General features: G+C 67.7%; 21 protein-coding genes. 17 read left to right on the top strand and 4 right to left on the bottom strand.

Annotation, left to right across the window (positions count from 1 at the left end; translation table 11 throughout):
* Nucleotides 1–13 precede the first annotated feature (13 nt).
* Entirely contained in the window at nucleotides 14–1,681 is a 1,668-nt protein-coding gene (locus NM1_RS07000; protein WP_068015239.1) for an FAD-dependent oxidoreductase, read from the top strand.
* A 69-nt stretch (nucleotides 1,682–1,750) separates the two neighbouring features.
* Here the strand turns inward: NM1_RS07000 and NM1_RS06995 are convergent, their stop codons facing one another.
* From NM1_RS06995 to NM1_RS06985, 3 genes are all read right to left on the bottom strand, one after another.
* Nucleotides 1,751–2,524, bottom strand: a complete 774-nt coding sequence (locus tag NM1_RS06995) for an acyl-[acyl-carrier-protein] thioesterase (RefSeq protein WP_246011165.1) — start codon at nucleotides 2,522–2,524, stop codon at nucleotides 1,751–1,753.
* Nucleotides 2,525–2,641: 117 nt separating this feature from the next.
* Complete coding sequence (locus tag NM1_RS06990; protein WP_068015233.1) at nucleotides 2,642–3,811, bottom strand: lytic transglycosylase domain-containing protein; 1,170 nt, start codon at nucleotides 3,809–3,811, stop codon at nucleotides 2,642–2,644.
* Complete coding sequence (locus tag NM1_RS06985; RefSeq protein ID WP_068015231.1) at nucleotides 3,808–4,119, bottom strand: WXG100 family type VII secretion target; 312 nt, start codon at nucleotides 4,117–4,119, stop codon at nucleotides 3,808–3,810. Before NM1_RS06985 ends, NM1_RS06990 begins: the two co-directional genes overlap by 4 nt.
* A gap of 121 nt (nucleotides 4,120–4,240) precedes the next feature.
* Here NM1_RS06985 and NM1_RS06980 point away from each other — a divergent pair, with 121 nt between their 5' ends.
* The 9 genes from NM1_RS06980 to NM1_RS06940 all read left to right on the top strand — a co-directional run bounded on the left by NM1_RS06980 (nucleotide 4,241) and on the right by NM1_RS06940 (nucleotide 13,724).
* Nucleotides 4,241–5,215: an NADPH:quinone oxidoreductase family protein gene (locus NM1_RS06980; protein WP_068015375.1), complete on the top strand. Its 975-nt coding sequence runs from the start codon at nucleotides 4,241–4,243 to the stop codon at nucleotides 5,213–5,215.
* A 281-nt stretch (nucleotides 5,216–5,496) separates the two neighbouring features.
* Nucleotides 5,497–6,489 carry a phosphotransferase gene (locus NM1_RS06975; RefSeq protein WP_169814209.1) on the top strand — a complete coding sequence of 331 codons (993 nt, stop codon included), beginning with the start codon at nucleotides 5,497–5,499 and terminating at the stop codon, nucleotides 6,487–6,489.
* A gap of 11 nt (nucleotides 6,490–6,500) precedes the next feature.
* Entirely contained in the window at nucleotides 6,501–7,622 is a 1,122-nt protein-coding gene (locus NM1_RS06970; RefSeq protein WP_068015228.1) for a winged helix DNA-binding domain-containing protein, read from the top strand.
* A 138-nt stretch (nucleotides 7,623–7,760) separates the two neighbouring features.
* The gene (locus tag NM1_RS06965; protein ID WP_068015368.1) at nucleotides 7,761–9,098 is read left to right on the top strand and encodes an amidohydrolase family protein; all 1,338 of its coding nucleotides are present in this window, start codon (nucleotides 7,761–7,763) and stop codon (nucleotides 9,096–9,098) included.
* 123 nt (nucleotides 9,099–9,221) lie between these two features.
* Nucleotides 9,222–9,992: an ABC transporter ATP-binding protein gene (locus tag NM1_RS06960; protein ID WP_114699540.1), complete on the top strand. Its 771-nt coding sequence runs from the start codon at nucleotides 9,222–9,224 to the stop codon at nucleotides 9,990–9,992.
* On the top strand, nucleotides 9,992–10,837 hold the full coding sequence (locus NM1_RS06955; protein WP_373864027.1) for an ABC transporter permease: 846 nt from the start codon (nucleotides 9,992–9,994) through the stop codon (nucleotides 10,835–10,837). Before NM1_RS06960 ends, NM1_RS06955 begins: the two co-directional genes overlap by 1 nt.
* 19 nt (nucleotides 10,838–10,856) lie before the next feature.
* Entirely contained in the window at nucleotides 10,857–12,023 is a 1,167-nt protein-coding gene (locus tag NM1_RS06950; RefSeq protein WP_068015222.1) for a substrate-binding domain-containing protein, read from the top strand.
* A gap of 24 nt (nucleotides 12,024–12,047) precedes the next feature.
* On the top strand, nucleotides 12,048–13,040 hold the full coding sequence (locus NM1_RS06945) for an isopenicillin N synthase family dioxygenase (RefSeq protein ID WP_068015219.1): 993 nt from the start codon (nucleotides 12,048–12,050) through the stop codon (nucleotides 13,038–13,040).
* A gap of 30 nt (nucleotides 13,041–13,070) precedes the next feature.
* Nucleotides 13,071–13,724: a GntR family transcriptional regulator gene (locus NM1_RS06940; protein ID WP_068015216.1), complete on the top strand. Its 654-nt coding sequence runs from the start codon at nucleotides 13,071–13,073 to the stop codon at nucleotides 13,722–13,724.
* A 112-nt stretch (nucleotides 13,725–13,836) separates the two neighbouring features.
* On the opposite strand, the gene NM1_RS06935 is transcribed toward NM1_RS06940, so the two are convergent.
* Nucleotides 13,837–14,355, bottom strand: coding sequence for an Lrp/AsnC family transcriptional regulator (locus NM1_RS06935; protein WP_068015361.1), 519 nt, complete (start codon nucleotides 14,353–14,355; stop codon nucleotides 13,837–13,839).
* Between the two features lie 136 nt (nucleotides 14,356–14,491).
* Between NM1_RS06935 and hppD the strand changes: the two genes are divergently transcribed.
* The 7 genes from hppD (at nucleotide 14,492) to tuf (ending at nucleotide 21,656) form a co-directional block, all read left to right on the top strand.
* On the top strand, nucleotides 14,492–15,724 hold the full coding sequence (gene hppD / locus NM1_RS06930) for a 4-hydroxyphenylpyruvate dioxygenase (RefSeq protein ID WP_084519231.1): 1,233 nt from the start codon (nucleotides 14,492–14,494) through the stop codon (nucleotides 15,722–15,724).
* A 61-nt stretch (nucleotides 15,725–15,785) separates the two neighbouring features.
* On the top strand, nucleotides 15,786–16,316 hold the full coding sequence (locus tag NM1_RS06925; protein ID WP_068015210.1) for a DUF3558 domain-containing protein: 531 nt from the start codon (nucleotides 15,786–15,788) through the stop codon (nucleotides 16,314–16,316).
* 8 nt (nucleotides 16,317–16,324) lie between these two features.
* Nucleotides 16,325–16,882 carry a DUF3558 domain-containing protein gene (locus NM1_RS06920; RefSeq protein WP_068015207.1) on the top strand — a complete coding sequence of 186 codons (558 nt, stop codon included), beginning with the start codon at nucleotides 16,325–16,327 and terminating at the stop codon, nucleotides 16,880–16,882.
* Nucleotides 16,883–17,261: 379 nt separating this feature from the next.
* Nucleotides 17,262–17,636 (top strand): 30S ribosomal protein S12, encoded by a 375-nt coding sequence (gene rpsL / locus NM1_RS06915; protein WP_024802068.1) that lies wholly within the window; start codon nucleotides 17,262–17,264, stop codon nucleotides 17,634–17,636.
* Between the two features lies 1 nt (nucleotide 17,637).
* On the top strand, nucleotides 17,638–18,108 hold the full coding sequence (gene rpsG / locus NM1_RS06910; RefSeq protein ID WP_062978101.1) for a 30S ribosomal protein S7: 471 nt from the start codon (nucleotides 17,638–17,640) through the stop codon (nucleotides 18,106–18,108).
* Nucleotides 18,109–18,266: 158 nt separating this feature from the next.
* Nucleotides 18,267–20,369 (top strand): elongation factor G, encoded by a 2,103-nt coding sequence (gene fusA / locus NM1_RS06905; protein WP_068015205.1) that lies wholly within the window; start codon nucleotides 18,267–18,269, stop codon nucleotides 20,367–20,369.
* Nucleotides 20,370–20,465: 96 nt separating this feature from the next.
* The gene (gene tuf, locus NM1_RS06900; protein WP_068015202.1) at nucleotides 20,466–21,656 is read left to right on the top strand and encodes an elongation factor Tu; all 1,191 of its coding nucleotides are present in this window, start codon (nucleotides 20,466–20,468) and stop codon (nucleotides 21,654–21,656) included.
* Nucleotides 21,657–21,700: the final 44 nt, after the last annotated feature.

Here is a 21,700-nt window from a genome sequence, read left to right as displayed (position 1 = left end):
GGATCTGCGAGATATGGCCTATGTGATCACGCAGCGTTGTTGCAACGACGCCAGCTGCGTACCCGAGTGCCCGGTCGATTGCATTCGTCCCACTCCGGAGCAACCCGAGTTCGCGACGACCGAGCAGCTCTACATCGACCCCGACACCTGCATCGACTGCGGCGCCTGCGTGGATGCCTGTCCGGTGGAGGCCATCTTCTCCGAGGACGATCTGACGGCCTCCCTGGCGCGATTCCGCGATATCAACGCCACGTACTTCGAGCGCCACCCGCTGGAGTCGAATTTCGATCCGCTGGTGACGCCCGCGCGCCCGCCGAAGGAACTGGGCACGCTGCGCGTCGCGATCGTCGGCGCCGGTCCCGCGGCCTGCTACGCGGCCGACGAGCTGCTGCGGCGCGCGGATGTCGAGGTGGAGATGTTCGACCGGCTGCCGACGCCCTGGGGCCTGGTCCGCGCCGGAGTGGCGCCGGACCACCCCGGCACCAAGACCGTGTCGAGCATGTTCGAGAGCGCGTTCCGCCGCGAAACCCTGCAGTACCACCTCAATGTCGAGGTGGGGAACCACATTTCGCACGACGAACTGCTGTCGCACCACCACGCGGTGATCTACGCCGTCGGCGCGTCCACCGACCGGCAGCTGGGCGTGCCCGGCGAGGACCTGCCCGGCAGCCACTCCGCCACCGAGTTCGTGGCCTGGTACAACGGGCATCCCGACTACGCGAACCGCAGCTTCGACCTGTCCGGGGAGCGCGCGGTCGTCGTCGGCAACGGCAATGTCGCCCTGGACGTGGCCCGGGTGCTGACGCTGGATCCGGACGAGCTGGCCAAGACCGATATCGCCGACTACGCCCTGGATGCGTTGCGCAACAGCAATATCCGCGAGGTCGTGGTGCTGGGACGGCGGGGTCCGCTGCAGGCGGCCTACACCTCGCCGGAATTCCTCGCGCTGGGGTACCTGAAGGGGATCGACGTGATCGTCGACCCGGCCGACCTGGAGCTGGATCCGGAAAGCCGGGCGCTGCTCGATGATCCTGAGGTCGAGCCCTCGTTGCAGTTGAAATACCAACTGGCGCAGGAGTATGCGGCCAAGGAGCCGAATCCCTCGAACAAGCGCATCGTGTTCCGCTACCTGGCCTCGCCGACGGCCGTCACCGGCACCGACAAGGCCGAGGGCGTGGAATTCGCGCACAACGAGCTGGTCTCCGAGGACGGCCGCCTGATCGCCCGCGCCACCGATCGCACCGAGACGCTGCCCGCCTCGCTGGTGCTGCGGTCCATCGGCTACCGCGGTGAACCGGTGGCGGAGCTGCCGTTCGACGATCGCGCGGGCACCGTCCCGAACGAGCACGGGCGGGTCGTGGCCGAGGGTGCCCACCTGCCGGGCGTGTACGTCTCCGGCTGGATCAAGCGCGGTCCGCGCGGTGTCATCGGCTCCAACCGGGTCGACGCCCAGGAAACCGTCGAGCGGCTGATCGACGACTTCACCGCGGGCAAGCTGGCCGCGCCGCAGGGCGATCGGGCCGCGCTGAAGGCCCTGCTCGGGCAGCGCCAGCCCGACCTGGTGGACCGCGAGGGTTGGAAGGCCATCGATACCGCCGAGCGCAGCGCCGGCAAGTCCGGCGGGCGACCGCGGGTCAAGTTCACCACCCGGGACGACCTCCTGAAGGCGGCGCGGAGCTGAACGGCCGACGGCCGCGGCCGCCCGGGATTCGGGCGGCCGCGGACGTCAGCTATCAACCGGTGAACGCGGTCAGGTCGACAGCGGCCCGAGGCGCACGGCCGTCGTCGTGGTGCCGCCGACCACGAACCACAGGCGCAGCACCGGATGGCCGGTGCGGTCGCCCGGCTCGTAGCGGCTGCGCACGCTGATGTGCTGACGCGACAGCACCGGCGCGATGTATTCGATGACGGCGCGGTGCGGTCCGGCGACCAGCTTCGGGAAATCGACCAGGTAGTGCTCCACCGCTTGCCAGTAGACCGCGTTGTTGACGTGGTTGAACTGGTCGATATCGGTGGCGCGCACCGGAAACGGCAGATCCGTATCCGACTCCGGCGGGGTGGCGTCGGTCAGCCACGGCCGCCAGCGCAGGCGGTGCTCGGCGGTGGTGCGGGACAGGTATGTCATGCCCTCGTCGCTGATGCGGGTGGGCATGTTGGTCGACTCGTTGATGTTGATCCAGAAACCCTCGGTCTCGATCAGCCCGCCGTTTTCGCTGGTGATCCGCACCCGCATATTCGTCCAGCGCGACGACATCGCCGAACACCAGCGCAGCAGATGCACCCGGTCCGGCCACAGGATCGGGCGCACCACATCGATCACGGTGCGGCGCACGATCCAGCTCGGATCGGTGCGGTGCAGGGAACTGCCGTGCAGCTCCTCCCAGGCGATGTCCTGCAGGTAGCGGGCTACGGCATCCGACCGCAACCGGTTGTACGGATCCACATCACCAGCCCGCACGGGCCACGCCGAGGCGAAGCCCAAGCCCTCCTGGGGAAGCGGGGCGAGTGGCTGATCGAGTGACACTGGTGCTCCTCGCGCTGCACGGTGTGCCGCGTTCTCGTGCGGTGCTGTCTGTGACATGACTTTACGGGGCGCGTGTCACACCGTTACGTCGAGATGGCTCTACTCACACGTAGCAAATCAGTAGCCGACATACGATCCGCCCCCGCGCATGGCCGCGATACCGGGCACATTGTCCAGGGAACCGTACCGATCGAGGGAGTATCGGGAGGCGGCGATGATGTTGTCGACGGGGTTCCAGATATCGCCGTGACCGGGGAGCGCGTAGCTGTTGAACGTGCTGTCGATGGTCTGCATGAGGCCCTTGGACGGGGTCCCGGCTGCGGCGTTGCTGTCCCAGTTGTTGATCGCGTGCGGATTGCCGCCGGACTCCTTCTCGATGATGGCGGCGATGATCGCGGCGTCGGAATCCTTGATGTCGTAACCCTGTTCGCGCAGGACCCGGATGGCCTCCTTGATCCATTCCGCCTGGGTGCCGGTGGGCATGGGCCCGACCGGGCCGCCCGACGAGCCCGACGAGAGGCCGCCGGTGCCGCTGGTGAGATAGCTCGAACCGCCGCTGTGCGAGGTCCCTCCGGTCGACGACGAACTGCCCGAGTGCGAGTTCGTATGTCCGGTGGCCGGGGTGTCGGAGACCGCCGCGGGTGCGGTCGCCGCAGGTGCGGTCGCCGCGGGTGGCGCCGCGCCCGCGCCGGTGGCCGGGTCGCCCAAGCCCGCGTACGCCTCGTCGACCTTCGCCTTGGCGGCGTTGATCGCCGCGACCGCGGCCTCGGAGACCAGCTCCGCCTGCTTCAGGGCGTTGGTGATCTCGGTCTGCAGGGTTGCCGCCCGGTGGTCCTCGGCCACCTTGCGGTCCTGGATCTCCGTCGGAGTCAGGCCGGATTGGTTGTCCCAGTACGTCTTGCGGGCGTTCGCGGTGACCACGCCGGTGTCGGAGACCTCGAAGGCGTCGGGCGGTGGGTTCTCGGCGGGATGCAGCGCTCGGTCGCGGGTGGCGCGGACGGCCTGCTTGGCGTTGTTCAGGTTCTCCACCTGCTGGCTGAGTGCCGTCTGGAGTTGCAGTACCGCCTGGCTGACGGCCGATGCGCGCACCTTCTCGGTATCCATCCGCGTGCTCGCGGCTTGGGCCGCCGCGCCGCTCCACTGCTGTTCGTCGCCGAGTTGCCGGGTGCGGGTGACGCCGTCGAGCACCGCCTGGTCGAGATCGGCGCTGAGCTTGCCGACCGATACGGAGGCCGTGGTCAGCTGGTCCGGATTCCAGCTCTCGACATCGGGGATGGTGAGGGTCATGTGCGCAGTCCGATGCTGGTGAGCTTGTCGCCGAACTGCTGATCGGTGAGCTCTACGGCCTTGCCCGCCTGCTGCACGCCGTCGGCGATCGTGGTCAGCCGCGCGCCGATGCGTTGCAGCGCCTGATCGACGGAATCCCTTGCCTGGATGCAGGATTGGCTCCACTGCGTGCCGGGGAGAGCCCCGGCGGCGTCGGCGAGGCCGGACTGCAGGCCGCCGATGGTCTGCGATTCGCCACGCAATGTGTTCGCGAAAGTATTCAACGCCTCGGTGTCGACGCCCAGAGGCGGTTCGTTCGGCCCGGCCATGAGTCCCCCTCATCAGCTCAGCTCAGCGGCCCTGAGCTTAACAAACGGCGGTGCCGTGGACAGCCGCATGCGAAGACCGGTTAACTTGTTGGCGAGCAGCCGCGACAGAGAGGCCCAATTCATGCGTGCAGCCCAGGTGAGCAAGCTCGACGGACCGGAGTCCATCGAGGTGGTCGACATCCCCGAACCCGCGTCCTATCCGGACGGCGTGGTGATCGATGTGCACGCGGCCGGGGTGGCGTTCCCGGACGTGTTGATGACGCGCGGGCTGTATCAGATGAAGCCCGAACTGCCCTTCGTCGTCGGCGGGGAGGTCGCCGGGGTGGTGCGGTCCGCCCCCGAGGGCGCACACGTGGCCGCGGGCGATCGGGTGGTCGCGTTGACGATGCTGGGCAATGCCATCGCCGAGGTGGCGGTGACGCCGCCCCAGATGGTGTTCCGGCTGCCGGACAACGTCTCGCTGGAGGCCGGGGCAGGAATTCTCTTCAACGATCTGACCGTGCACTTCTGCCTGCGCAACCGGGGTCGGCTGGCGCCGGGCGAGACGGTGCTGGTGCACGGCGCGGCGGGCGGCATCGGCACCTCGACGCTGCGGATGGCGGCGGCGCTGGGCGCGGGCCGGGTGGTCGCGGTGGTCAGCACCGAGGAGAAGGCGCAGGTGGCGCGGGCCAACGGCGCGACCGACGTGGTGCTCACCGACGGCTGGCTGGCGGCGGTGAAGGAACTGACCGGCGGGCGCGGGGTCGACATCGTGCTCGATCCGGTGGGCGGCGACCGCTTCACCGACAGTATTCGCTCGCTGGCGCCCGCGGGCCGGCTGCTGGTGGTCGGCTTCACCGCGGGCGAGATCCCGACGGTGAAGGTGAACCGCCTGCTGCTGAAGAACGTCGAGGTGATCGGCGCGGCCTGGGGCGAGTGGGTGCTGACGCACCCGGGCTACCTGCAGGAACAGTGGGCGGAGGTGGAGCCGCTGCTGGCCGCGGGCAAGATCGCCCCGCCCCAGCCGGTGCTGTACCCCCTCGAGCAGTCCGCCGCCGCCGTGGCCTCGCTGGACAACCGCACCGCCACCGGCAAGGTCGTGGTTTCGCTGCGCTGATCCCGGCGAAGAGCATGCCGGGAATGGTGTCGGAGGCGTGCCGGGAATGAGGTGGCGGGCGTGCCGGGAATGAGGTGGCAGGCGTGCCGGGAACGAGGTGGCAGGCGTGCCGGGAACGAGGTGGGAGCACGCCGGGGATGAGGTGGGGAGCATGCCGGGAATGCGGTGGGGCGCGTGCTCGGGAGTGAGGTGGTGGGCGTGCCGGGAATGGTGGGGTCGGCGAGGGGGCGGCGGAGAAAAGGGCTCGGTGGTGTGGTGTTTGCCGTCCTATGCTGCGACTCATGCTGACTCCGCCGCCGGGACTGACGGATGACACCTTGATCGCCGTGCTCGCGGAGCACTGGGCGATCGGCGTGGTGGCGATGGAGTATGCGGCGGTCGGGTTCGGGAGTCATCACTGGCGGGTCACCGATACCGGCGGCGATGCCTGGTTCGTGACCGTGGACGAGCTCGAGTTGCGGCGGCGTTCGCCCGATGATTCGGTGGCGGCGGCCTTCGACCGGTTGCGCGCCGCGCTCGGGACATCGCAGGCATCGCGCGACGCCGGGCTGGATTTCGTCGTGGCGCCGGTGCCGGGCAGCGACGGCTCGGTATGTGTCCGGTTGGGCGCGTTCGCCGTAGCCGTCTATCCGCTGCTCGAGGGCAGGCGGTTCGACTGGGGCGAGTTCCGCGACGAAGATCATCGGCAGGCCGTGCTCGACATGATCGTCCGGTTGCATCGGTCGCCCACGGACGTCCCGGCGCGGACCGAGGATTTCGCCGTCGCGAACCGCGACGAGGTCGAGCTGGCCCTGGCCGGGGACATCCCGGACCGCGGTCCCTATTCGGCGCCGATGTCGGATCTGTTGCGGGACAACGCCGCGGCGCTGCGGGACGAGTGGGCGCGCTACGACGCGCTGGTGACGACGTCGCGGTCACTGGAGGTCCGGTCGGTGGTGACCCACGGTGAACCGCACGCGGCCAACACGATGCACACCGCGCGGGGCTGGCGGTTGATCGATTGGGACACAGCGCTGCTCGCGCCGCCCGAACGCGATCTGTGGGATCTCGATCCGGGCGACGGTTCGCTGCTGGAGGCCTACGCCGAGCGCACCGGGTTCACTCCGCATCCGGAGCTGCTCGAGTTGTACCGCAGGCGCTGGGATCTCGCCGACGCCGCCGAATACGTCCACCGATTCCGCCGCCCGCACACCGGCACCGAGGACGACATCGAATCGTGGAAAGGGTTGCAGGAGCTCGTCTTCCGTCTCGACGCTCCCGGCACCGCGCACTGAGAGAGGCCGTCATGAAATCGGATTCCGTTTCGAATCGGGTACTGAACCGCACCCTGCTGGCCCGGCAGCATCTGCTGGAGCGTTCGACGCTGACGGTGCCGCGGATGTGTGAGTACCTGGTCGGCCTGCAGGCGCAGGATGTGCCGCCCCCGTTCGTCGGATTGTGGAGCCGGATAGCCGATTTCGACCCGGATGCGGTGTCGTCCGGACTGCGGGACCGGTCGCTGGTGCGAATCACATTGATGCGTGGCACGATTCACTTGGCCACCGCCGAGGATGCCGTGCGGATCGCCCCGCATATCCAGCCCGAACTCGAAAAGATCCCCTTCCGTAAGGGTTTCAACTACGGCGCCATGGTCGGTCTCGATCCGGATGTGGTGCGGGCCGTCGGTGAGAAGGCGCTCGGGCAGGAGCCCATGTCGGCGGCCGATCTGCGCCTGCGTGCCGCCGAGGAGTTCCCCGACCGGGATCCGGGCGCCGTGGTGCAGACCTGGCTGTATCAGCTGCCCGTGCTGCAGACGCCACCCCGCGGGCTGTGGAAGAACAGCAGCCGCCCGGTGTGGTCACGGATCGAGCCCTGGCTCGGCAGTCCGCTGGTTCCCGATTATCCGTTGGAGGAGCTGGTCATTCGCTATCTGCGCGCGTTCGGCCCGGCCTCGACGATGGATGTGCAGACCTGGTCGAAACTGCTGGGCATCAAGGAGGCCGTCGACCGGCTGGGCGATCGGCTGCGCACCTATACCGACGAGCGCGGCCGAACCCTGTACGACGCCGCGGATGCCGAACTCGCCGATCCGGACCTTCCGGCGCCGGTCCGCTTCCTCGGCTGGTACGACAACCTCTATCTCTCCCACCAGGACCGCGGCCGCGTCGTCCCGGAGGGTGCCGCACCACCGTTGCGGCGCATGGCACTTCAGGTCGCGCCGGTACTGGTCGACGGATACCTCGCGGGAACCTACAAGGTGTTCACCGACCGCGAGCGGGCCCGGCTGCGCATCGTTCCCAACGACAAGTGGTCGGCCGCCGAGCGGTCCGCGGTCGAATCGGAAGGCACCGCGCTGCTGGCCTTCCTGGAGCCGGACCGAACCGCCGATGTCGAAATCCTGCCGCCCGGGGCCGATCTCAAACCCTGACACCGTGCCCGGAAAGGATTAACCGGTCCGAAATACGGCCGCGTTAGGCTCTGCGGCACGTCGCTCATGGCTGCAACGGGCGAGGTGCACCGCCGTAGCCGGCGGGCGAACCAGCCGCATTTCCGGGAGGAATGCCGCATGGTGCACAGTCCGCAGTCCGTCGTCATCGCCGATGTCACCGTCTACGCCGCCACCGACACCGGGCCGCGCTGGCTGTCCGGCTGCGATGTCGTCGTCGAAGCCGGGGTGGTCACCGCGATCGGTCCGGGCGCCGGTTCCGGATCGAAACTCCCCGTCGCCGACGGCTGCGGCGGTCATCTGCTGCCCGGCTTCGTCAACACCCACACCCACCTGCAGCAGGCGGTGCTGCGCGGGGCGGGGGAGGGCCTGCCGCTGCTGGAATGGCTGCGCTGCGTCGGCGAGCACACCGTGGCCGCCACGGCCGAGCAGACCTATCTGTCCGCGCTCGCGGGCGGCCTGGAGCTGTTGCGCGGCGGAGTGACCACGGTCGTCGAGCACATGTGGCCGAATCCCTCGGGGGAGGTGCACGACGCGGCGTTGCGCGCGCTCGCGGAACTGGGAATCCGGGTCGTCTTCGGACGCGGCGTCGCCGACCGCGCCGACGCCTCCCGGCGCTGGGGGCTCGATCCGCGCCTGATGCAGCCGCTGCCAACGGTTTTCGACCACATCGACGAACTCGACGGCCGCCTGGCGGGATCCCGGATCACGACGGCGCTCGCCGTCCCGAACCCGCGCTGCCTGACCGCCGACGGCATGGCGGCGGTCGGGGAGTACGCCCGGCGGCACGACAAGACCATCTCGATTCACCTGTCGGAGACCGGGACCGACGACGAGATGTGCCGATTGCACGCCGGATATTCGGCCGTCGATTATCTGGATGCGGGCGGCCTGCTCGGTCCCCGCACACTCGCGGTCCACTGCTGCCACCTCGACGAGTACGCCCGCCGCATGCTGTCCGAACGCGAGGTCGCGGTCTCCTACAATCCGCTGAGCAATATGCGGCTTGGCAGCGGTATCGCGCCGATTCCGCAGTTGCTGCGGGCCGGTGTCGAGGTGGGGCTGGGGGTCGACGGCGCGGCCAGCAACGACACCCAGGACATGCTGCTCGCCTTGCGCATGGGTGCGTACCTGCAGCGGGTCGCGCACGCCCGCGCGGATGTGCTGGGTTTCGACGCCATGCTGCGCATGGCGACCCGCGGCGCCGCCCGCGCGCTGGGCCGGTCGGAGGGGGCGACCGGCGTGGCCGTCGGCGACAGCGGCGACCTGACGCTGATCCGATTCGATCGGGACTTCGCGTGCCTGCCCGTGCGCGATCCCGGCGCGACCCTGCTGACCGCCGCCTCGCCCCGCGTGGTCGACACCGTGTGGGTGGACGGCGAGGCGGTGATTCGCGACGGGCACAGCACCCGGGTCTCGGAGGCGGATCTCGTCAAACGGCTATCGAACATGCAATAACCATTAATCACACGGAAACACTCCAGCGATTGCATGTAATCAATCTGCGAGATTCTGGACGCAGGCCGAATGATGCACGTAAATCGGCCCGAAAGTAGGTGAGAGATGCTGCTGCAGGAACCCATGCCCGCCCTCCGTCTGGACCGTGTTCCCACGGCCGCCGTCCGCTTCGACGGAGTCCACAGGCGCTTTGCGGGGCGCGGCGAAGGCGACATCGTCGCGCTCGCCGGTATCGACCTCGAGATCGGGCCGGGCGAATTCGTCACCGTCGTCGGCCCGTCGGGGTGTGGCAAGTCCACACTGCTCCGGCTCGCCGCCGGGATCGATCGGCCGAGTTCGGGAAGCGTTGCGGTGCAGTCCGATTCGATCGGATTCATATTCCAGGAGGCCACCCTGCTGCCGTGGCGGAAGGTGCGGCGCAATGTGGAGCTGTCGGCCGAACTGCGGGGCATCGACCGGGCCACCCGGCGGGCCCGCGCCGAGCGGGCGCTCGCGGCGGTCGGCCTCGCCGACTTCGCGGGCCGGCTGCCCAACCAGCTCTCCGGTGGCATGCGCATGCGGGTCTCGCTGGCCCGTGCGCTGTCGCTGGAACCGGAGTTGATGCTGCTCGACGAGCCGTTCGGCGCGCTGGACGAGATGACCCGGCTGGTGATGCAGGAGGAACTGCTGCGCCTGTACCGCGACAACGCGTTCACCGCGCTGTTCATCACCCACTCGGTCTCCGAGGCGGTGTTCCTCGGCTCGCGGGTGGTGGTCATGTCGGCCCGGCCGGGCCGGGTGTACGAGGTGATCGATATCGGCCTGCCCTATCCGCGCGACCGCGAGGTGCGCTTCGATCCGGAGTTCACGCAACAGGTTTCGCGAGTATCGGAGTCGCTGAAGGAGGCGTGCTGATGGTCGGCCTCGTCGTACCCGCGCGGGCCGGGCTGGCTCGCCCGGTCCTCCGCGGCCCTCGACTGCGCGCGATGCTGACCCGGATCGGCGCGCCCGTGCTCTCCTTCGGGATCGTGCTGGGGCTGTGGTATCTGGTGTCGCTGGTGCTGCTGGTCCCGGACCGGCGATTCCTGTTGCCGCCGCCGCATGTCGTCCTCACCGAGTCGTTGCTGAAACCGGCGAAGCTCGAGGTGATGCTGGAGGCGTTGACGGTGACCGCCCGGGTCGCGGTGACCGGCCTGGCACTGTCGGTACTGTTCGGCGTCGGCATCGGCGTGCTGATGAGTCAGGCCCGCATGCTCGAACGCATCGTTTATCCGCAAACCGTTGTGCTGCAAGCAATTCCGGTGCTCGCGGTGGTGCCCCTGATCGGTCTCTGGTTCGGCTACGGGATCACCGCGCGCACCATCGTCTGCGTGCTCATCGCCGTGCACCCGATCATCGCCATGACGCTGTTCGGCATCCGTTCCGTCGACCCGAACCTGCGGGAACTGTTCACCCTCGGCCGCGCCGGCCGGCTGCGGCGCCTGATGTCGCTGGAGTTGCCCGCCGCGCTGCCGTCGATCATGACGAGCCTGCGCACGGCGGCGGGCCTCTCGGTGACCGGCGCGATCGTCGGCGACATGTTCTGCGCGCAGGGGCAGCCGGGCATCGGCACCCTGCTCAACACCTACCGGGCCCGGCTGCAGTCGGAGGACCTGCTGGCCGCGCTGCTGCTGGCCGCGCTGTTCGGCGTCGCGGTCTTCGCGATCTTCACTGTGGCGCAACGCCTCACCGTCGGCCGCTGGCATGCGTCGGGCCGCTGATACCCCTCGGAGAAATCTCATGACATTCGTGCTGCGTCGATTCGGCACAGCCGCGCTCGCCGCGCTGGCGGCGGTAGCGGCGACCTCGTGCAGCGGATCCGGTTCCGAGAGCGCGCCGGTCAGCCTGCCGCCCGCACCACCGGAGCAACAACTGGCCGGGTCCTGCCCGGAAACCGTTGCGGTGCAACTGCAGTGGGAGCCGGAAACCGACTCGGGCCCGATCTTCGGGCTGCTGGGTCCCGGCTATCGGGTCGATCCCGAGCAGGGCAGGGTCACGGGCCCACTGGTCGTCGACGGCAAGGACACCGGGGTGAAGCTGGAGATCCGCGCGGGCGGTGCGGCCATCGGGTTCCAGACCGTGCCCTCGCAGATGTACGTCGATCCGAGCATCACGCTGGGCCTGGCCCACTCCGAGCAGTCGATCGCGGCGGCCGGGCAGCAGCCGATCGTCGCGGTGGGCACGCTGCTCCGCTACAGCCCGCAGCTGCTGATGTGGGACCCGAAGACCCATCCCGACTGGCACGGGATCGCGGACATCGGTAAATCCGGTGCACCGGTGGTGGTTTCGCAGGGACAGCTGTATCCGGACTGGCTGGTGGCGCGTGGGCTACTGACGGCCGGGCAGATCGACGCGTCCTACGACAACTCCCCGTCCCGTTTCGTCTCCGATCCGTCCTTCGCACAGCAGGGTTTCGTCAGCTCCGAGCCGTACATCTACCAGAACGAACTGCGCGCCTGGCGCAAACCCGTTGCCTACCAGATGCTTCGGGACGTCGGGTACGAGGGATACGCACGCACCGTCAACGTCCGCGCCGACCGGTTGAACGAGCTGCGCCCGTGCCTGCAGCGGCTGGTGCCGATGATCCAGCGTTCCACCGCGCAGTTCCGTGCCGATCCGAGCCGGACGAACGAGATCGTCGCCGATGTGGTGGCGGAGAGCCCCAATTTCACGCCCTACAGCCCCGAGCTGGCCGCCTACGCATCGAAGTCGCTCGTCGACGGCGGCCTGATCGGCAACGAAATCGACGGCGTGCTGGGCAGTTTCGACCCGGCGCGGGTGCAGCGGGTGATCGACGAGTTCACCCCCATCCTGCGCCGCGGCGGCGCGCACGTGCCGGACGGGCTGACCGCCCGCGACCTGGTGACCACCGAATTCCTCGACCCGACCGTCAGCGTCGGCAGCTGACATCCGCAGACGAGAAAGGCAGCTATGACCGCCAGTTACGACCTGTCCGAAGTGGCCCGCGAACAGCAGATGGGCGGGCTCGGCAGCGAAACCGACGACCGCGAGATCCGCGTGATCGACCTGAGCGACTTCGACGCTCGCCGTGGGGAGATCACCGATCAGCTGTGGACCGCCGCGACCGAGATCGGCTTCTTCCAGCTCTCCGGCCACGGCATCCCGCAGGAGCTGATCGACGGTGTATTCGAGCACACCGCAGGGTTTTTCGCGCTCCCGGAGTCCGTGAAGGGCCGCTATCCACTGGTCAAGGCGAACAATGCGGGATGGGAGAGCTTGAGTCAGGTGCGCCCGTCGATCGGCGTACCGGACCAGAAGGAGTCCTATCAGATCACCCGGCCGCATATGGACGGGATGTGGCCCACCGAGGACGAGTTGCCCGGATTCGTCTCGGCCGTCGACGATTTCGAGCATCGGTGCTGGATCGTCGCGATGCGGGTGCTGTCCTGCTTCGCCGATCGGCTCGGCCTGCCCCGCGACCACTTCACCGCGGCCCACGACCCCGGATCCGAGCAGTATCAGAGCACGCTGCGGCTGCTGCACTACTTCGCCGTTCCCCCTGAGCTGCGCGATGTTCCCGGCCGGTGGCGGGCCGGTGCGCACACCGACTTCGACTGTCTGACACTGCTTTTCCAGCGCGACGGGCAGGGCGGCCTGCAGGTGTGCCCGGGTAGGGAGATGCAGGATCAGCAGTGGACCTCGATCACCCCGTCGTCGTCGCTGATCACCTGCAATATCGGTGACATGCTCACCCGCTGGAGCGATGACCTGCTGCCGTCCAATTTCCATCGGGTCCGCGGCCCGGGGCCCGGCGAATACCAGGGTGACCGGTACAGCATCGCCTACTTCGCGCAGGCGGATCGGGACGCGGTGATCCAGGGGCCGCGGGGCACCTACCCGCCCGTGACGGCGGCGGAATTCCTGGCCGAGCGGGTCCGGGCCAATTATCGTCCGCAGCAGTAGCGTAGGGGTGATGATCAGGAGGGATGCGCGATGACCGCCGCCGATCCGACCGCCGGTGCGCTGCTGGGCGAGTCCGTGCACCGGCAACTGCGGCAGCTGGTGCTGTCCGGTGAGCTGGAACCGGGGACACCGCTGAGCGTGCCCGGGCTGTCGAATCGGCTCGGCGTCAGCCGGAGCCCGGTGCGGGAAGCGGTGCAGCAGCTCATCTACGAGGGCCTGGCGGTCGCCGTGCCGCACGCCGGTGCGCGCGTGGCCACGATCGACGACGAACAGGTGTGTGACGTGCTCGCGGTGCGGGCCGTGCTCGACGGCCTGGCCGCCGCCGCGGCCGCCACCCGCGTCACCGCGTTCGACCTGGCCAAGCTGAACGCGATGCTGGCCGCGCAGGAGAAGAACCTGCGCGACAACACCGACACCGCGCGCGATACCGAACTGGATCTGGAATTCCACGCCTTCGTCCGGGACCGGTCCGGAAACCGCACGCTCGCAGACGAACTCGCCCGCCTGGAGGCCCAGGCCCACCTGTACCGCGGCGACCTGTGGCGCAGCGAGGCCAACCGCCGCATCGCCCTGCGCGAACACCGCCGCATCGTCGAGTCCCTGGAGTCGGGACATCCCGACGACGCCCGCACCGCCGCCGAGGCCCACGTCTTAGGCCTGATCACCCGCCTACGCAGGCAATAACCCGTCCCGCCCGTCCGGCTCGAGCCTTACTCGCATCGCCCCCGTCCGTGCGCCCGTCTCATCTCCCGGCGCGAGCATCCATTCTTATTTCCCGGCGTGCTTTTGGCCGGGATCAGGCGTGGTTGCGGTAGGCGGGAGCCTTGCTGGTGCCGGCGGGGGTGAGGGTGCGGAGGAGGGGGAGGGTGCGGTGGGTGACCACCGTGGACAGGACGATGACGCTGTGCGAGCGGACCACCGCGGCGCTGCGATCGATGCTCAGCAGCACCGATTGCAGGCCCGCGTGGGAGTCGGCGCCGATGCGGCACAGCACATCGCCGGAACCCGTGGTGGCGTAGGCCTCCAGCACGCCGGGAATGGTCTCCAGGTCGGCGGCGACCGCGTCCAGCGCGCCCTGCGCGATCTCCAGCGTGACGAACGCCTGCACGTCGAAACCGGCGGCGGTGACGTCGATCTGCGGATCGTAGGAGGAGATCACCCCGGACTCCTCCATGCGGGCGATGCGCGACTGTACGGTCGCACGGGCGACGCGGGTGCGCCGCGACAGCTCGAGGATGCCCGCCTTCTGGTATTCGTGCATCGCGGTGAGGATCGCCAGATCCAACTCGTCCAGCCTGGCGGCGGTGCGTGCCATCGTCATCTCCACTCCATGCTCGTGATCTATTCAAATTGTCCAGCATGAACGGCTACTTGGTGGCGCAATTCACCATGATGTCTATCGAATTTTGCCGATATTGCTCAGTGCCACGCTCCGGCGATTACCTGGGTACATGACTACCGAGCATCTGCCCAGGGCTAGCCGGACCACGGAGTTGCCGGACACCGCGCCGCTCGACACCGCACCGTCGGATGCCGAGCTGCGGCGGCTGATCGGACTGGTCGACCACGACGCCGACAGCGATCCGTTCCCGGTGATCGGCTGGGACGCGCTGGTGTGGGTGGTCGGCAACGCCACCCAGTTCGCGCACTATATGCAGTCGGCCTTCGGGATGCGGCTGGAAGCCTATTCGGGACCCGAGACCGGCAACCGCGACCACAAGGCCTTCGTATTGCGCAGCGGCAGTGCGCGATTCGTGGTCACCGGTGCCGTGGATCCGGCCAGTCCGCTTGTCGCACATCATGATCGGCACGGCGACGGGGTCGTGGACATCGCGCTCGAGGTCCCCGATGTCGACCGGTGCGTCGAGTGGGCGCGTACGCACGGCGCGACCGTACTCGCCGAACCGCACGACGACACGGACGAATTCGGCACGGTCCGCACCGCCGCGCTGGCCACCTACGGCGAGACCCGGCACACGCTGGTCGACCGCTCCCGCTACGACGGCCCCTATCTGCCGGGGTACATCGCCAGGCAATCGGGTTTCGTCCCGCGCGACGGTGCGCCGCGACGGCTGTTCCAGGCGATCGACCACGTCGTCGGCAATGTGGAACTCGGGCAGATGGACCGGTGGGTCGAGTTCTACCGCCGCGTCATGGGTTTCGAGAACATGGCCGAGTTCGTCGGCGACGACATCGCCACCGACTATTCGGCGCTGATGAGCAAGGTCGTGGCCAATGGCAATCACCGGGTGAAGTTCCCGCTCAACGAGCCCGCGGTGGGCCGCAAGAAGTCTCAGATCGACGAGTACCTCGAGTTCTACCGCGGCCCGGGCGTGCAGCACATCGCGCTGGCCACCGGCGACATCCTCACCACCGTGGACACGCTGCGCCGCGAGGGCGTCGAATTCCTGGACACCCCCGACACCTATTACGAGGATCCGGAACTGCGCGCCCGCATCGGCCACGTCCGGGTTCCGGTCGAGCAGTTGCAGTCCCGCGGCATTCTGGTCGACCGCGACGAGGACGGCTATCTGCTGCAGATCTTCTGCCGCCCGCTCACCGACCGCCCCACGGTCTTCTTCGAACTCATCGAACGCCACGGCTCACTCGGCTTCGGAAAGGGCAATTTCAAGGCCCTGTTCCAGGCCATCGAGCGCGAACAGGAGGCGCGGGGGAATCTGTAGCCTCGGCGGGCGGGCGCGCGGTGAACTGTGTGCCGCCGCCCCGCCCAGTAGAGTCGGCGGCATGCGGATCATGTCGGCGATCGTCATGGGGACGGCCATCGCAGCGCTGCTGACGGCGTGCGGGTCGGGCGACAACTCCGATACCGAGTCGCCGTCCGTGCGACCACCGATGAAGGTCGCGACACTGGGCCCGTTCGTGGGGGAGTGCGGCAACCTCACCGACGACGAGGTGCGCGATCTCGGTGAGCTGGGGCAGATCTCGCGGTCGTACAAGAATTCGGTGGGCTGCAACTGGCTGGCCGCCGGCGTCGGCTCACCGAGCGTCACCTTCGCCTCGTACCGGGGCAGCCCGATCGAGCGAGAACGGGCGTGGGTTACCGCGCAGGGCCGCAACCCGGAGAGCATCGAGGTCGCTGGGCATCCCGGCTTCCAGGACGCCACCGTCGACGGCAGCATCTGCGACCTGGCCGTGCGGCTCGGTGACGACTTCTTCGAATGGTCGACCTCCGCGGGATTCTTCGGGCAGCCGGGCGGCGATCCGTGCGTGAAGAATCGCAAGATGGCCGAGCTGACCGTGCAGCGACTGAAGTGAGGGGCGGTATGAGCGGCCAGGGCAGGCGAGTGGCGAAGGCGGCGGCGGCCTCGGTCGCGGCGCTGGCGGTCGCGGTGACGGTCGGCGGATGCGGGCGCACCGTGTCCGGTTCCGCGGAGCCGGCGGGCGGCGGCACCGGAGTCAACATGAACTTCGACAAGCTGCTGCGCGAGTGCGAGGTGGTCCAGGCCGACGAGATCGCCAAGGCCACCGGCGCCCAGGACGTTTCGTCCTCGTTCAACGGCGCGGTGTGCATGTGGGATCTGATCGGGGCCCCCGGCGGCGACGGCATGGCCACCCTGAACTGGTACGAGATGGGTTCGCTGCCCAACGAGAAGCAGAACAACGACAGGCTCGGATACACCACCGTCGATATCAACGTCCAGGGTCGCCGGGCGCTGCAGGTGCATCGGCCCAACGATTCGGACTCCTGCGGCGTGATGGCCCCGGCCGCCGACGCCGGAGTCATCGGCTGGTGGGTGAACTATCGCCCCGGATCGGGTCATCCGGATCCGTGCGAAGGCGCCAAGAAACTGGCAGAGTTGACGTTGAACCTAGCCAGATAACCCGATACCGCCACGCTGGCGTCGTACCCCGGCCTACCACGGGGTACCCGCTTTTGCCCCTCGCCGCGCCGACGGGTATCGTGGATCGCTGTGCCCGGAAGCTGCGGGCAGGTTCGTGTGCAGGACGTAAGCCAGCGAGAGCGGCCGACCGTTTCAGCGTGCCCGGAAAAGTAGGCATGAACTGCGCGCGACACGCCCGACCTCGGGACGCGAGGAACGCGGTCCGGGCGGACGGGTGAAAGCTCGATGACCGCGGTGTGAACGGACAGGCCCGAAGGCGGAAGCTTGCGTAACCACGCAGGGCCCGAGTGAACACCGCCGACAAGTACAGACGTGAAGAACTCCAGACACCTGGTTACTGAATAAAGAAAGCCGGTATATGCCAACCATCAACCAGCTGGTCCGCAAGGGTCGTCGCGACAAGGTCGCGAAGCAGAAGACCGCGGCCCTGAAGGGGAGCCCGCAGCGTCGTGGCGTGTGCACTCGCGTGTACACCACGACCCCGAAGAAGCCGAACTCCGCGCTGCGTAAGGTCGCGCGTGTTCGCCTGACCAGCGCGGTCGAGGTCACGGCCTACATCCCCGGTGAGGGCCACAACCTGCAGGAGCACTCGATGGTGCTCGTGCGCGGCGGTCGTGTGAAGGACCTCCCGGGTGTGCGCTACAAGATCATCCGCGGTTCGCTCGACACCCAGGGTGTGAAGAACCGCAAGCAGGCTCGCAGCCGTTACGGCGCCAAGAAGGAGAAGAGCTGATATGCCACGCAAGGGCCCCGCACCCAAGCGTCCGCTGATCAACGACCCGGTCTACGGTTCGCCGCTGGTTACTCAGCTGGTCAACAAGATCCTGCTGGACGGCAAGAAGTCCACCGCCGAGCGCATCGTCTACGGCGCCATGGAGCAGGCGCGCGAGAAGACCGGCACCGATCCGGTCGTCACCCTCAAGCGCGCGCTGGACAACGTCAAGCCGTCCCTCGAGGTGAAGCCCCGCCGCGTCGGTGGCGCCACCTACCAGGTTCCGGTCGAGGTCCGTCCGGGCCGCGCCAACACCCTGGCGCTGCGCTGGCTGGTCAACTTCTCCCGCGCCCGTCGCGAGAAGACCATGGTCGAGCGTCTGGCCAACGAGCTGCTGGATGCCAGCAACGGTCTGGGCGCCTCGGTGAAGCGCCGCGAGGACACCCACAAGATGGCCGAGTCCAACCGGGCCTTCGCGCACTACCGCTGGTGATTCGACTCCCGGGCTCCGTCCCCGGAAGGCGAGTCACAGTCGGGCGTGGCACTCGCAGGCCGCGCCCGACGTTGAAAAAGTGATGGCCTCTGGGCCTCCGAAACGGAGCCAGGGTCGTTCCCGAAAATCCCAACTAGCTACGAGCGGGGAAGATTTCCGTGGCACAGGACGTGCTCACCGACCTCAACAAGGTCCGCAACATCGGCATCATGGCCCACATCGATGCCGGCAAGACCACGACAACCGAACGCATCCTCTTCTACACCGGTATCACCTACAAGATCGGTGAGGTTCACGACGGCGCCGCCACGATGGACTGGATGGCCCAGGAGCAGGAGCGCGGCATCACGATCACGTCGGCCGCGACGACCTGCTTCTGGAAAGACAACCAGATCAACATCATCGACACGCCGGGCCACGTCGACTTCACGGTCGAGGTGGAGCGATCGCTGCGCGTGCTCGACGGTGCGGTCGCCGTTTTCGACGGCAAAGAGGGCGTTGAGCCGCAGTCCGAGCAGGTCTGGCGGCAGGCCGACAAGTACGACGTCCCGCGCATCTGCTTCGTCAACAAGATGGACAAGCTGGGCGCCGACTTCTACTTCACGGTGCAGACCATCAAGGACCGCCTCGGCGCCAAGCCGCTGGTCATCCAGCTGCCGATCGGCGCGGAGAGCGAGTTCGAGGGCATCGTCGACCTCGTCGAGATGAACGCCAAGGTCTGGAAGGGCGAGACCAAGCTCGGCGAGTCCTACGAGACCATCGAGATCCCGGCGGATCTGGCCGAGAAGGCCGAGCAGTACCGCCAGGAGCTGCTGGAGACCGTCGCGGAGTCGGACGAGGCGCTGCTGGAGAAGTTCTTCGGCGGCGAGGAGCTCACGATCGAGGAGATCAAGGGCGCCATCCGCAAGCTGACCGTCAACTCCGAGCTCTACCCGGTGCTGTGCGGTTCGGCGTTCAAGAACAAGGGCGTGCAGCCCATGCTCGACGCCGTCATCGACTACCTGCCGACGCCACTGGACGACGGTGGCACCGACGGTCACGTCCCCAACAAAGAGGACGAGATCATCCACCGGAACCCCGACACCACGGAGCCGTTCGCGGCGCTGGCGTTCAAGGTTTCGACGCACCCGTTCTTCGGCAAGCTGACCTACGTGCGCGTGTACTCGGGCAAGGTCGCCTCCGGCGCCCAGGTCATCAACTCGACCAAGGGCAAGAAGGAGCGTCTGGGCAAGCTGTTCCAGATGCACTCCAACAAGGAGCAGCCGATCGATGAGGCCCAGGCGGGCCACATCTACGCGGTCATCGGCCTGAAGGACACCACCACCGGTGACACTCTGTGCGATCCGCAGAACCAGATCGTGCTGGAGTCCATGTCCTTCCCGGACCCGGTCATCGAGGTGGCCATCGAGCCGAAGACGAAGGCCGACCAGGAGAAGCTGGGCACCGCCATCCAGAAGTTCGCGGAGGAGGACCCCACCTTCAACGTGAAGCTGGACGCCGAGACCGGCCAGACCGTCATCGGCGGCATGGGCGAGCTGCAGCTCGACATCTACGTCGACCGCATGAAGCGCGAGTTCAAGGTCGAGGCCAACATCGGCAAGCCGCAGGTGGCCTACCGCGAGACCATCACCAAGGTCGTCGAGAAGCACGAGTACACCCACAAGAAGCAGACGGGTGGCTCCGGCCAGTTCGCGCGCGTGATCGTCGCCCTCGAGCCGTTCACCGGCGAGGATGGCGCGACCTACGAGTTCGAGAACAAGGTCACCGGTGGCCGCGTGCCGCGCGAGTACATCCCTTCGGTGGACGCCGGCATCCAGGACGCCATGCAATACGGTGTTCTCGCTGGTTACCCGCTGGTCAACCTGAAGGCCAAGCTGCTCGACGGCGCCTACCACGAGGTCGACTCCTCGGAAATGGCGTTCAAGATCGCGGGTGCGCAGGCCCTCAAGGAAGCGGCCCGCAAGGCCGGTCCGGTGATCCTCGAGCCGCTCATGGCCGTCGAGGTCACCACGCCCGAGGAGTACATGGGCGACGTGATCGGCGACCTGAACTCCCGCCGTGGTCAGATCCAGGCCATGGAGGAGCGCAGTGGTGCCCGTGTCGTCAAGGCGCTGGTTCCGCTCTCGGAGATGTTCGGATACATCGGTGATCTGCGGTCGAAGACCCAGGGCCGGGCGAACTTCTCCATGGTGTTCGATTCGTACGCGGAGGTTCCGGCCAACGTGTCGAAGGAGATCATCGCCAAGGCGACCGGCGAATAGTCGGTCACGCACGACCCAATCCCCGCGCAGGCGGGGGTGACCCTTACAAACCGCACTGCTGCATAGCAAGCACCAACAAGTCCAGGAGGACATCAAGTGGCGAAGGCGAAGTTCGAGCGGACGAAGCCCCACGTCAACATCGGCACCATCGGTCACGTCGACCACGGCAAGACCACGCTGACGGCGGCTATCACCAAGGTTCTGCACGACAAGTACCCCGAGTTGAACCAGAGCTTTGCGTTCGACCAGATCGACAAGGCTCCGGAGGAGAAGGCTCGTGGTATCACGATCAACATCTCCCACGTCGAGTACCAGACCGACAAGCGGCACTACGCCCACGTCGACGCTCCGGGCCACGCCGACTACATCAAGAACATGATCACCGGTGCGGCCCAGATGGACGGCGCCATCCTCGTGGTCGCCGCCACCGACGGCCCGATGCCGCAGACCCGTGAGCACGTGCTGCTCGCCCGTCAGGTCGGCGTGCCCTACATCCTGGTCGCGCTGAACAAGTCGGACATGGTCGACGACGAGGAGATCCTGGAGCTCGTCGAGATGGAGGTCCGCGAGCTGCTGGCCTCGCAGGAGTTCGACGAGGACGCGCCGGTCGTGCGCGTCTCCGGCCTGAAGGCGCTCGAGGGCGACGAGAAGTGGTCGGAGTCCATCGTCGAGCTGATGAACGCCGTCGACGAGTCGATCCCGGACCCGGTCCGCGAGACCGACAAGCCGTTCCTGATGCCGATCGAGGACGTCTTCACGATCACCGGTCGTGGCACCGTCGTCACCGGTCGTGTCGAGCGTGGTCAGGTCAAGCTGAACGAGGAAGTCGAGATCGTCGGCATCCGTCCGGAGAAGACCAAGACCACCATCACCGGCATCGAGATGTTCCGGAAGCTGCTGGACTCGGCCGAGGCCGGCGACAACGCGGGTCTGCTGATCCGTGGCATCAAGCGCGAGGACGTGGAGCGCGGCCAGGTCGTCATCAAGCCGGGCACCACCACCCCGCACACCGAGTTCGAGGGCCAGGCCTACATCCTGGCCAAGGACGAGGGCGGCCGGCACACGCCGTTCTTCAACAACTACCGCCCGCAGTTCTACTTCCGCACCACCGACGTGACCGGTGTCGTCACCCTCCCCGAGGGCACCGAGATGGTCATGCCGGGCGACAACACCGAGATGAGCGTCAAGCTGATCCAGCCGATCGCCATGGAAGAGGGCCTGCGCTTCGCGATTCGTGAGGGTGGCCGCACCGTCGGCGCCGGTCGCGTCACGAAGATCATCAAGTAAGACACGTTCTTACCGAAAGGGCCGTTCCCCTCGGGGAGCGGCCT

This window comes from Nocardia mexicana NBRC 108244, from assembly GCF_001613165.1.
GTDB lineage: Bacteria > Actinomycetota > Actinomycetes > Mycobacteriales > Mycobacteriaceae > Nocardia > Nocardia mexicana.
This window is presented reverse-complemented; position numbering and strand designations above follow the sequence as displayed.